Source organism: Vibrio sp. MEBiC08052 (genome assembly GCF_001506075.1).
Classification (GTDB): domain Bacteria; phylum Pseudomonadota; class Gammaproteobacteria; order Enterobacterales; family Vibrionaceae; genus Vibrio.
Map to the genome: position 1 here is coordinate 129,164 of NZ_KQ947475.1, position 12,380 is coordinate 141,543.

General features: G+C 33.1%; 9 protein-coding genes and 3 pseudogenes. 8 read left to right on the forward strand and 4 right to left on the reverse strand.

Going from position 1 to position 12,380, the window contains the following annotated elements:
- The 8 genes and pseudogenes from VRK_RS00575 to VRK_RS20540 form a co-directional block, all read left to right on the forward strand.
- Complete coding sequence (locus tag VRK_RS00575; protein ID WP_059119619.1) at positions 1–639, forward strand: GNAT family N-acetyltransferase; 639 nt, start codon at positions 1–3, stop codon at positions 637–639.
- Between the two features lie 5 nt (positions 640–644).
- The gene (locus VRK_RS00580; protein WP_059119620.1) at positions 645–1,745 is read left to right on the forward strand and encodes a DegT/DnrJ/EryC1/StrS family aminotransferase; all 1,101 of its coding nucleotides are present in this window, start codon (positions 645–647) and stop codon (positions 1,743–1,745) included.
- A 75-nt stretch (positions 1,746–1,820) separates the two neighbouring features.
- The gene (locus VRK_RS21650; protein WP_059119621.1) at positions 1,821–2,204 is read left to right on the forward strand and encodes a GtrA family protein; all 384 of its coding nucleotides are present in this window, start codon (positions 1,821–1,823) and stop codon (positions 2,202–2,204) included.
- Between the two features lie 23 nt (positions 2,205–2,227).
- Positions 2,228–3,169, forward strand: a complete 942-nt coding sequence (locus VRK_RS00590) for a glycosyltransferase family 2 protein (protein WP_059119622.1) — start codon at positions 2,228–2,230, stop codon at positions 3,167–3,169.
- Positions 3,170–3,186: 17 nt separating this feature from the next.
- Positions 3,187–5,502: a DUF7024 domain-containing protein gene (locus tag VRK_RS00595; RefSeq protein ID WP_059119623.1), complete on the forward strand. Its 2,316-nt coding sequence runs from the start codon at positions 3,187–3,189 to the stop codon at positions 5,500–5,502.
- Between the two features lie 151 nt (positions 5,503–5,653).
- A pseudogene (locus tag VRK_RS20530) lies at positions 5,654–5,746 on the forward strand (IS200/IS605 family transposase); the annotation flags it as partial.
- A gap of 21 nt (positions 5,747–5,767) precedes the next feature.
- Positions 5,768–5,974: pseudogene (locus VRK_RS20535) on the forward strand (IS66 family transposase); the annotation flags it as partial.
- A 45-nt stretch (positions 5,975–6,019) separates the two neighbouring features.
- Positions 6,020–6,164 (forward strand): annotated as a pseudogene (locus VRK_RS20540) (transposase); the annotation flags it as partial.
- A gap of 90 nt (positions 6,165–6,254) precedes the next feature.
- Here the strand turns inward: VRK_RS20540 and VRK_RS00600 are convergent.
- The 4 genes from VRK_RS00600 to VRK_RS00615 form a co-directional block, all read right to left on the reverse strand.
- The gene (locus tag VRK_RS00600) at positions 6,255–7,655 is read right to left on the reverse strand and encodes a class I SAM-dependent methyltransferase (protein WP_059119624.1); all 1,401 of its coding nucleotides are present in this window, start codon (positions 7,653–7,655) and stop codon (positions 6,255–6,257) included.
- 12 nt (positions 7,656–7,667) lie between these two features.
- Positions 7,668–9,038 (reverse strand): hypothetical protein, encoded by a 1,371-nt coding sequence (locus VRK_RS00605; protein ID WP_059119625.1) that lies wholly within the window; start codon positions 9,036–9,038, stop codon positions 7,668–7,670.
- A gap of 267 nt (positions 9,039–9,305) precedes the next feature.
- Entirely contained in the window at positions 9,306–10,436 is a 1,131-nt protein-coding gene (gene wecB / locus VRK_RS00610; protein ID WP_197413043.1) for a non-hydrolyzing UDP-N-acetylglucosamine 2-epimerase, read from the reverse strand.
- Between the two features lie 5 nt (positions 10,437–10,441).
- Positions 10,442–12,316, reverse strand: coding sequence for a polysaccharide biosynthesis protein (locus VRK_RS00615; RefSeq protein ID WP_059119626.1), 1,875 nt, complete (start codon positions 12,314–12,316; stop codon positions 10,442–10,444).
- Between the last annotated feature and the right edge of the window lie 64 nt (positions 12,317–12,380).

Below are 12,380 nucleotides of genomic sequence, written 5' to 3' on the forward strand. Positions count from 1 at the left end.
ATGAACTCAAGACAATCTTTTTTTGAAAAAAAAAGTAAAGATGTTATCTATAATTTAAAATATAATATTTTAAATTCTAAGATAGAAACAGACAAAGATGATGTATTTTTACAAGTAGTTACTAGTGATTATATAAATGATGATAACATCATAAATTTACTTTCTTATTGGAGAAGTAAATCACAACATGCTTTCTTGAAGATATTCCCTGTTACAGATGAAGGGACAAAGCGATGGCTGAAACACGGTGTAATAGAAAGAGAAGACCGGATATTATTTCTTGTATCTAGGAGAAATGGAGATTTTATTGGTCATATTGGACTTTCTAGCTTTGATTTTTCTCATAACACATGTGAAATAGATAATGTAATAAAATCTCCAGAGTGTGATGATAAAGGAATATTTACTGATGTTACAAATTTCTTATTGAAATGGACTAAAGAAAATTTAGGGCCAGACAAAATAAAATTAAGAGTATTTTCAGATAATGCCAAAGCATTAGCTTTATATACTAGAGTTGGATTTATACCCACAAATTTAATTACATTTAAGAAAGTTATTGATGGTGAAATTATTGAATGGATTGAATCTGACTCAAATGTAGATAGATGTTTTCTAGTTATGGAAAAAAGGATTTAATAAATATGATTAACGAACTTATATTAACGGCTGGACCTAGTGTTACTGATAAAGAAATTAACTATGTTAATGATGCCGTAAGAAATGGTTGGAATAATGATTGGAATAAATATATTGTCCAGTTCGAACACCTAATGGAAGAATATATAGGTGTAAAACACGCGGTTACTACATCCAGTTGTACAGGTGCGCTACATTTATCTTTACTGTCCTGTGGTATTGGACCTGGTGATGAGGTTATTGTTCCTGATATTACATGGGTTGCTTCAGCATCTGCAGTCATGTACGTTGGTGCCACACCTGTCTTTTGTGATATTGAAGAGACAAGTTGGTGTTTAGATATTCGTTCAGCTGAGAAATTATTAAGCCCCAAGACAAAAGCAATTATCCCTGTTCATTTATATGGACACCCAGCTAATATGCCCGCTATTGTCGAATTTGCGAAAAAGAATAATTTAAAAATTATTGAAGATGCCGCACCATCAATTGGAGCTGAAATTGATGGTAAAAAAACGGGATCTTTTGGGGATGCTGCTGCATTTAGTTTTCAAGGAGCTAAGATCTTATCTACTGGTGAAGGTGGTATGTTCTTATGTAATAATGATGAAATCTTTAAGAGGTTCAAATCATTAAGTGATCATGGTAGAGATCCTGAAAAACCATTAGCTGCTGTAGAAGTTGGCTATAAATATAAGATGTCTAATTTACAGGCAGCTATGGGATTAGCACAGTTAGAACGGGTAGATGAACTAGTTAACAGAAAAATTGAGATTAACTCTATTTATCGTGATTTATTAAATGATTGTAAGAAAATTCGTGTCTCTAAAGAGCTATCAGGATGCAAAAGTATACATTGGATGACATCAATTGAGTTAGTTGGGGCTAGCTATGAACAGCGTGCAGATTTCATGGCAAAACTGAAAGGAAATTTAGTTGATTCTCGACCGGTTTTTTCTCCATTGAGCCATTTACCCATGTTTACTCGTACTTTAGAGAATCCTGTTGCTGATAGAATTGGACAGAGCTCTATTAATTTACCAAGTGGACATAATTTAACACTTGAACAGATCGAACATGTAGCTAAGGCTATTAAGTCCCTCATTTAAACTTTTATTCAGTCTATCTATATAAATTAAAATAGATAGACTGAATTTTATTTCAAATTAACGTGATTAATTTTGATGTATAAAGATAATTTAAAAATAATCTTTCAATTTGAATTTATTAAATATTTATTTATTGGTTTAGTTAATACAATTTTTGGATATTCCGTCTATTCTATATTTATTTATATCGGCTTAGATTACTCTATTGCTTTAATGATGGCTACTGTTATAGGTGTTATTTTTAATTATAACACTTATAGACAAATTTTATTTAATAAGAAAAGTAAAAAAACTATTTTTATTAAATTTTTAAGTAGTTATATAATTGTATATTTTGTCAATTTGATTTTGCTAGACCATCTGAATTTACTATTTAATGAATATATTTCTCAAATAATTTGTATACCACCAGTTGTAATATTTAACTGGGTTATATTTAAATATTGGGTTTTTAAGTGAAATATTAATGTAGAAGTATCATTATGAAGAAGATAAGTATTGTTACTCCCTGTTACAATGAAGAAGATAACGTAGAAGAATTATATCGAAGAGTTAAAATTCAGTTTGATGAATTGAAAAATTATAGCTATGAACATATATTTATAGATAATGCATCAGGTGATAAAACAGTAGAAATACTCAAATCTATAGCAGAAAATGACCCAAATGTGAAAATTATTGTAAATAGTAGAAACTTTGGCCCAATAAGATCTCCTCACTATGGATTATTACAAGGCTCTGGTGATGCAACTATGTTAATGGTCGCTGATCTCCAAGACCCTCCGGAGTTAATTCCTGAATTTATACAGAAATGGGAACAAGGTAATGAGTTAGTTATTGGAGTTAAGAATGAAAGTGATGAGTCCCCAGCAATGTATTTTATTAGAAAAATATATTATACCCTTACAGCTAAACTCTCTGAGACAAAGTTGGTAAAAAATTTTTATGGGTTTGGTTTATATGATAAGAAAATTATTGAAATAATTAGAAATATACCTGATCCATATCCTTATTCGCGAGGAATATTAGTTGATTTAGGTTTCAATATAACAAAAATTTACTATCGTCAACCTGTCAGACATCGAGGGGTTACTTCAACAAATTTCTTTTCTCTTTATGATATTGCAATGCTTGGAATATGTAGTCATTCAAAAGTTCCCTTGCGTATAGCAACATTATCTGGATTCATCTTAAGTTTAATTTGTTTTTTAATTGCTTTTGTATATTTTTTATATAAATTATTCTACTGGGATGAATTTCCTCTAGGAACTGCTCCCATCGTAATTGGAATGTTTTTTCTCGGTTCTGTTCAAATATTTTTCATTGGACTCGTTGGAGAATATGTAGGGCATTTAATATCAAAATCATCTAAGTTTCCATTAGTTATTGAAAAAGAAAGGATTAACTTTCATGATGATGTTTAACGTGGCTAGGTGAAATAATGAGATTAGACCTACTTAACCTGACAACTCCATTTAAGAAAGAGTATAAGATATGGCTTTTAGGCAGTATCTTTATATTTTTTATCTCATATATAATAATTTATGGATTTAATCTTGGGTTAGATTACTTCCTTAATGTCCCTGCAATATATTATGGCGATGGAAAATTTGGCTCATGGTATGTTCAAAGAATTTTAGAAGGTTGGGTATACTATAGCCCCCGTAATGGTTATCCATTTGGTGGTGATTTTATTCACTATCCTCTTTCAGATAATGGTAGTTTTCTAATAATAAAACTACTAGGATATATATTTTCTGATTTTTGGGTTGTATTTAAAGTTTATTATTTACTTGGATTTTCATTTGTATTTATTTCATCTTATTTAGTGATAAGAAGTCTCAATATAAATATATTTATTGCCTTTTGCTCATCCATAGTATTTAGTTTACTACCTTATCATATAGATCGAATAGATCATACTTTTCTAAGTTTTTATGTATCTGTCCCCCCTATGTTTTATCTAGCATTCCATCTGTTTAGAAATAAGGGGGTGTTATTTTACGAGAATAGCATTAAGAAGAATATTCTACTATGCGTTGGGTTGGTTGCTCTTTCTTCTTTTGGTGTATATTATGCCTTTTTCGGATGTATTCTTATTTCTTCAGTTGGATTTATTGGGGGAATTTTAAATAAAAAATACACTTATATTATTAAATCATTGTTAATATCATCGGTAATAGCAATTGGTGTGATCATCAATTTTATTCCCAATTATGTACTCTCTAACTCTTATTCTGTAAGTTTAAATAGTAAAGAATTATCTATATATAATAAAGAAGAAAATCAAAAATTAATTAGATACCCTAGTAACTCTGAACTTTTCTCGTTAAAGTTTGCTCAGTTGATCTTGCCTAGAACATCTCACAGAATAGCAGAATTTTCTCATATTAACAGTGTGTATAATAAAACTAGCTATTTCGTTAATGAAAATGTTACATCTTCTCTCGGTATTTTGGGTAGTCTTGGTATTTTATTAATTTTTATGTCTATATCATCTAGTCTCTTGTGTAATAAGGACAGTAAAAATTATTTTGATAATAATACTAAATTGTTTTCGTTTATTTTTATTATCCTCTTTATGTTTGCAACATTTGGAGGACTGGGTTCTGTATTTTCTTATCTATTAACACCACTAATAAGATCATGGAATCGACTTTCTGTTTTTATTGGATTTACGGCAATAGTTCCTTTTTTTATCTTTATTAATTATGTTGTTAACAAGATAAAACTTAAATATATTCGGTATGGAGTTATTTCTATTTTAACATGTTTAGCTATATTGGATCAGACTCCTCGTAACTGTCTTGATTGCCATATACAAAGGAAATCTGATCTAGAAATAGATAGAAAATTTGTATCTGCAATTGAGAAATCGTTACCAAAAGGTAGTGCAATATATCAATTACCTTATATACCATTCCCTGAACCCACACCTCTTATTGATTATTCTGAGGACGCACTAAAATATGGTTTAGGGGCTTATGACAACTTTATTGGATTTCTTCATTCAAAAGATTTGAAGTGGAGCTATGGTGTTGAAAAGGGAAGCTTTGGCGATTTCTTTTTCAAGAAGTTATCTACTTTAAGTCTTAAAGAACAGATAGATATCGCTAGAGAACTAGGTTTTTCAGGAGTATATCTTGATTTAAGGGGATTTTCTGGACAATCTTTACGACAAATAAAGATATTGAAAGAAAGTTTGGGAGAACCAAATATTGTAAGTTCCAAGAATAAGAGATTTTTTTGGAAAATAGAGCCTGATAAATTTATTGGTGATCCTATTGACCATGCTCTAAAAATAGCTAGAGATAAACAGTTTTTTAAAGAATATAAGAACGATGACGAGATAAGTGAGATTGTATATTTCAATCATCCATTCCCTACTAATGGTATAGTTCATGCGGTTGGATTATCTGATGTTGAACCATGGGGACGCTGGTCTGATGGACCGGTTGTGTCTCTTCATTTTGATAGTTCATTACCTAGAAGACTCAAGCTTATTATTAATATCACTCCATATGGTCCTAATGATGGTAAAAAGTTTAAAGTTAAAATTGGGCAGACTGAACACAGTTTTTTTGTATGGAAGACAGAATCAGTATATGAAATTTTATTCGACTTGAATTCAAGCAAAGAAAATCAAATCGATTTTATTATTCCTGAGCCTTCCTCACCTAAAGAATTAGGTATAGGGAGTGATACTCGAAAGCTAGGTATTGGTTTCTCTTCTATTCAAATAGTTAGCCTCCCTTAAATTAGGGTTTCTTGTGCAAAGAAAAACCCCATCTAGGCTGAGGGGCCGTAAAGCTTATATCTATGAGTCAGTTATAAAACCCCTTTCAATCTGTTAAAAATATCTTGTGGTCTGGCAACTACAATAGTTAAAAGATTGAAAGGAGGTCCCAATGTGGAACGAAAAGAGCTTAGCGCACACAAGATGGAATTGTAAATATCACGTTGTATTTGCACCGAAATACAGAAGACAAGTTTCTACGGTGAAAGTGAAGAGCAGTTGGTGAATCAAATCGTTGTTCATTGGCAGAAAGAACTGGTTGTTCGCCAACAATCCAAACGGTGCCGATGCCAGTGCGCTGCTGTACAGTATCATTGAGACAGCGAAAGCTAACGGGTTGGTACTCTACGATTACATGGTCAAATGTATGAAAGAGCTGGCAGAGGCTGAGCCTGATATCAATTCACTGCTTCTCTGGAACTTCTCTCATTAAAACTCAAACGCCCCGTGGGATCATGGGGCGCTTACAATGCTGTATGAGCGATTCGGACATTTGAAGTTCAAATATAGAAATCGAGAATTTTGGTGTCGAGGGTATTGCGTTGATACAGTAGGAAAAAATACCAGCAAGATACAAGATTACATAAAGCACCAGTTGTATTGAGGACAAAATGGGAGAGTAGCAATCGTTCCCATGAAAAACCTCCGGCTATGCCGGAGGATATTTTTTTAAAAGTGTTTGGGTGGACATTTTTATTATTCATCGATTTACTTTATTTCTTTCTTAGTACAATCGCAGTTTGATGATCAGAATAGCCATCTAAAATTGCCTCAATGTGAAAATAGTTTTCCCAGTAACTGGTAATATAATCAATAGTGTGGAATATTCTTCTATAGTATCCTGGTTGTAATACATCAACACCATCTTCTTGCCAGCCTACATCCAGAAAACCATTCTCTTTGAGAGACATATAATTTTCAATTGTAAATTTATCAATAGCTGATGAAAAATCTGCCATAATTGTTACAACTGCTGTTCCTTGGGGTTTAAGAATTCTATTTAATTCTAAGAGCCAAAAGTACTGTTCTGTTTCACTTAGGTGAGTAAAAACTGAATGACCAATTATTAGATTAAACTGATTATCATCAAATGGTGTCGGTATTTGAGGAGAAACCAGTTGAAAGTTAGCTGTTTCAAGATTATTTTTGCACCATTCTATATTTATGGGGTCGATATCAGCACCAGTTACACTTTTGAAATCACTCTTCATTAGATGACGAGTTAATCTACCACAACCGCATCCCCAATCAAGTACATCCCATTCTCTAAAAGATTGTGTGGCGGTTACTTCTGATAACTTGTGAACAAATGATGCACCCGAGAAAAGGAACCAGTCATCAGAAGTTGAACCAATACGTTTTTTATTGCTGTCATCAGGTATTGGGAGTGTATTTGATAGAGGCCATATCCAATCTTGATGACAAGATATTGCCTGAATACCATCTGTTCTATATTCTGTACTGAATCTGATGAATTCATCAGAATTAAAATCGTTAATATTGATTTCTCCCTCGAATCCAACTTCTCCTAATGCCTCATAATCTTTATTGAATAGATTATATCGAATATTATCTATTGCCCTTCCATTAGCAGTTAAAATAATATCTTTTCGTCTTTTGGCTGGTGGATATAAGATACCACTAAACCTCAATGTTCCCTCATCCTGTAATTTTGCAGTCATCCTTAACCATCCTTGAGAGAATATATTATGAATGCTACCTGTAGTTATCCCTTTAGAATCAATGAGAGATGGTACATTGACGCTATTATTTAATATTGGTTCTCGTATCTCTATATTTCTGATTTTAAATGATAAGTCGCGAGACTCACCTTCAATATCTAATTTTTCTTTAAAGATAATATCTAGTGGTGTTTCTGTTTCTTTTATGGGTATAATAATATTGTTATGTCCATTTTTTATTTTTATATCTATATTGAACTTACCAAATATTAAGTTGGCGTTGTTATCTAAGGGGGAGTCACCAGATATTATAATGATACTTTCTTTATGTAATGGTTTAATTTTTACTGTATTACTCGCCCAACAAAAATAACCTATTTCATCATTTTCTACTTGATGGGTTCCAGATAATGATTCTATATTTTTTAACATGAAATCTGTCCCTTATTTGATTATTTTCCAGTTGTTTTCATTGTTTTTTATACATAGCTCTATCGTTTTAGAACCTCGTTCACTAAACCAAAATTTTCCTTCATATACGATATCTAAAATAAGTCTATATTCTTCTTTATTCAACCCATTTAGATCTATACAGAATTTATTCATTATATTGCTTTTTGCGACAAGAGGATCGACTAATCCTAAACGATATTCTCTAACTGGGATATTATTTCCATTCGGTTTTAACAATCTTGCACCGACTTTTATATTCTCATTATCCCAATCTTTTGTTCCAGCATTTTGAGTATCTATTGTTAAGTGAATAGAATTTTTAGATATAGAATAATCTATTATTTTCAATATAGATGAATAATCTTCCTCGTTAGCATAGTCATTTAATAAAAGTGTGTTGCTTGACCGAGATGTACCAACATGTTCTGATACATATTTATTTTCTGCATCTGTATAACCTATGAATCCACGATTATCTTCTCCCATCCATGGTTGAAGGAATACATCAATATCGTATTCTTTGAATATTTTTTTATAGTGGCTAAATAAGTATAACTGTTCGGGCCATCCAACATAATTAATACATCGTAAGTAACCTTCATTTTTTAACATAAGAGCTTTACCTAAGAAAAGATCCCAATTAAAGCCTCGAGATGAAGGATGAAGACTCAAAGTGACAGACAAACCAAAATCATCTTTTTCATTATAAGCTGGCATTTTTTGCCTAACAAGTTCTGTTATTTTAATAGAACCATTAGTGACTAAATTGATAGCCCATTGATCAGACATTAATTTCAAGACAGGAATTGTTGAAGGAGAAAGTAAAGGTTCTCCACCATTGGTTTGTAAATATCCCCAAGGATAGCGTTCTTTAAGAATTTTGAAGACTTCCATCCATTGTTCTTCAGGGGCTTTAGGTTCTGCTGATGGGAACGCAGTAGCTATTTTTTTGTGGCCAGCAGCACAACCACAGTATTCACAGGTGTAGTTGCATTGAAGAGCCGGCGTCCATACGATTGATAGGTATTTAGGGGGAGTGTACGAGCTGATTTCTTGTTCTGACCACGGGTGTTTACTTGTTACGCCATCCCATTCGTTTGCAGGAACTTTAGTAATCACTTGTTCATCTTCGAGTAGCCATTTTGTACTCCAATCTGCATCACAATAGACGTCACATATTCTATGACTACACGGGAGTGGTTTTTTAAATAATTCATCACCGACAATAATTTTATTTATATTTGTAATTGGATCTTTTCTAGTATTATAATCTTTCATACATCTAAATATATCGCCATTTGGATAGATATGGATATAAGAACTACCAGCTGTACAAAGATTACTTTTATTTTGATGTTTCACATTAACTCTCCCCAATTTATGCTTTCTATAAATGATAGAGTCTCAGAGTAAAATAATGGCATTGACTACAGCTACCATCCTTCTCATCAGACCTTTTAATTTTATTATATATAAAGATAAGTATATTGCCACTTCCTATAAATCATGGTAAATAAACAGAGTAGCATATTTGTTCATACAAATTATTGCTTATGTCAATGGCATTGCTAAATTTTGATGCTTTATCCGACAACGCCCCTCTTTCTATTATATATTATGTTGACTATTTTAGTGTGGTTGCTTCTTTAATATACGAAGTATTCGACTCGCTGTATGTCCGTCTCCATAAGGATTTATGGCATTACTCATTGATTTATAAGCATCTTTATCTATTAATAATCGTTTTGTCTCAGATACAATACGTTCTCTATTGGTTCCAACAAGTTGAACTGTTCCCGCTTCAATTGCTTCAGGTCTCTCTGTTGTATCTCTCATAACCAAAACTGGTTTTCCAAGTGAAGGCGCTTCCTCTTGGACTCCACCTGAGTCAGTCAGTATCAGTATTGACTTTGTCATAAGATAGATAAAAGGAAGATAATTTTGAGGAGGAATTAAATAGATATTATCAAAACTACCTAAATGTTTATCTACAATCGTTCTTACGTTTGGATTTAAATGTACAGGATAAATAAAGTTAATATGTTTGAACTCTATAGCTAAATCTTTAATTGCATTACATATGTTTTCAAATCCTTGTCCAAAGTTTTCTCTTCTATGTCCAGTGATAAGAATGAAATTTTGATTTGGATCAAAAGGAAATTGTGCAACTATATTTTTTTGAATATCAGGATCCGATAAAATATTTTCTTTTACTGACAACAAAGCATCGATGACTGAATTCCCTGTTTCATAAATTGTACTTGCTTGAATGTTTTCTTGAATCAGGTTCTTAACTGCTGATTTTGTTGGAGCAAAGTGTATATTACATAAGCTTCCGACAACTTTTCTATTTCCTTCTTCTGGCCAAGGTGAATATAAATTTCCTGTTCTAAGCCCCGCTTCAACATGAGCAACCTTAATTTTTTGAAAGTAACAGGCTATTGTCGTAGACAGAGTTGTTGCTGTGTCTCCATGGACTAAAACATAATCAGGTTGATAGTCTTGTAATATCGGTTCCAATCCTTTAAGAATCGATATAGATATATCAGTTAACCCCTGATTTTTACTCATGATATTTAAATCAAAATCTGGAACTATATGAAATAGACTCAATACCTGATCTAACATTTCTCTATGCTGAGCTGTGACACACACTTTACTAATAAAATCAGAGTCTTGTTCTAGAGCCTTTACAATCGGGGCCATTTTGATCGCTTCTGGCCTTGTACCAAAAACAGATAATACTTTTATTTTATTCACAAGTGTTAATCCTTGTTCTGGGTCGGGTGGTAACCGATAGGAGCATTGAGCAACAGCTGAATAATATCTTCTGTCAGATAATTATGGCAACAGTCATCAAGTTTTGATAAAAGTTGCTGCATATTATCCCAACTCAGTTTCTCCTCTGAAGCGGTCATAATTTTGGGATGAACTGTACCTTGGACATTTTCCCCAATAAGTAATTCTTCATAGAGTTTTTCTCCGGGACGTAGTCCGGTATATCGAATTTCAATATCCCCATCATCATGATGACTATCATAATACTCTTTCATTCCCATAAGGTTAATCATTCGCCGAGCTAGATCTAGAATTTTGATTGGCTCTCCCATGTCAAGAACAAAGACTTGGCCATTTATCCCCATTGCACTTGCTTGAATAACTAATTGGGCCGCTTCGGGAATTAACATAAAGTAACGAATGATATCCGGATGCGTTACTGTAACAGGACCTCCTTTTCGGATCTGTTCCTTAAATAATGGCACAACAGAACCAGAGGAACCTAATACATTGCCAAAGCGAACGATTGTGAAATTAGTATGATATCCATTATCGGCAAGAGACTGTAGGACTAATTCGGCTAAACGTTTACTTGCCCCCATGATATTAGTTGGTCTGACTGCTTTATCTGTTGAGATTAGAGTAAAGTGACTTACGCCAGATTCTATTGCTGCCTGTGCACAAATCAGAGTACCAAAAACATTATTTCTAATCCCTTCGATTGCATTCTCTTCAACAAGAGGAACATGCTTATAAGCCGCTGCATGGTAAATACAGTCAACATTATAACGAATGAGTATATTTTGTAGGCGATTTTTATTTTGTACAGAACCTAAAATAGGGATGACAATACAATCGAGTTTTAAACGTTTTTTTATTGATTGGAGCTCATAGTTTATTGAATACAGATTGAACTCATTTAATTCAAAAAGTATGAGGGTTTTGGGTTCTTGTAATAATATCTGGCGACAGAGTTCCGAACCAATAGAGCCGCCGCCCCCAGTAACCATAACATTTTTTTCATGGATATTCTTACTCATCAATTTGGGATCTGGTTCAATGGGAGCTCTGCCCAACAGATCTGCAATATCAAGGTCTTGTACTTCAGTTGCGTCTGCTCTTCCGGTCGCGATATCTTCTACAGAAGGTACGGATTGAACTTCAATTGGCCATTCTGAAAGTTTATCCAGAAGCCTCAATCGCTCTCCTTTACTGATATTATTAATAGCAAGTAGTAATTTAACGGGTTGATAAAGTGAATTAAGCTTACTGAAGTTTTCACTAGGATGAACTCTGATACCAAAGATGATTTGCCCTATTTTTTGGGGAGAGTCATCAAGTAATGCTACAGGATTATATTCATTACCATGAATGAGAGCATATGCTAACTCTCTTCCTGTTGCACCAGCCCCATAAATAAAGACATTCGGTTTATTTCTTTTGTAATAATGGTAATAAATAGTGCGGAAAATAATTCTAGGACCACCAAGTAGTAAGATCCCAAGTCCCATGTAGATAAATGGTACGCTGCGTGGGACAAAAGCATGAAAAAAATAGCTGCTGAGGGCTAGTGCCAAAGATGAAAGAAATACAGCGAAAAATATGTGACCGATTGCCGGTAACATCATGTAACGCAATACGGTTCGATACATTCCAAAACGAATAAAGGTCACTATAGTGACGAAAATGGTCAGTACAGTACAAGCGATTTCATTAAGGCCCACACTGAAGTGAAACCCGTCTAATCTCAGTACCATTGCAGCCATAAGAGAAAATAACACTGCACATACGTCGTAAATGAGACTAATCAGTCTTTTGTGACGGCGCCGCATTTGAAGTAATAATCTGATTGGAGTAAACATTGCTTTATGCCCAATTAATTCCATGAGATATGGAGGGTTTATGTCTTATTTATCGGTTATATAT

Excerpts from the sequence above, each read along its gene's own strand:
- VRK_RS00615 (WP_059119626.1), bottom strand. The coding sequence starts at position 12,316 with ATGTTTACTCCAATCAGATTATTACTTCAAATGCGGCGCCGTCACAAA.
- VRK_RS00590 (WP_059119622.1), top strand. The coding sequence starts at position 2,228 with ATGAAGAAGATAAGTATTGTTACTCCCTGTTACAATGAAGAAGATAAC.
- VRK_RS00600 (WP_059119624.1), bottom strand. The coding sequence starts at position 7,655 with ATGTTAAAAAATATAGAATCATTATCTGGAACCCATCAAGTAGAAAAT.
- VRK_RS00580 (WP_059119620.1), top strand. The coding sequence starts at position 645 with ATGATTAACGAACTTATATTAACGGCTGGACCTAGTGTTACTGATAAA.
- VRK_RS21650 (WP_059119621.1), top strand. The coding sequence starts at position 1,821 with ATGTATAAAGATAATTTAAAAATAATCTTTCAATTTGAATTTATTAAA.
- VRK_RS00595 (WP_059119623.1), top strand. The coding sequence starts at position 3,187 with ATGAGATTAGACCTACTTAACCTGACAACTCCATTTAAGAAAGAGTAT.
- VRK_RS00575 (WP_059119619.1), top strand. The coding sequence starts at position 1 with ATGAACTCAAGACAATCTTTTTTTGAAAAAAAAAGTAAAGATGTTATC.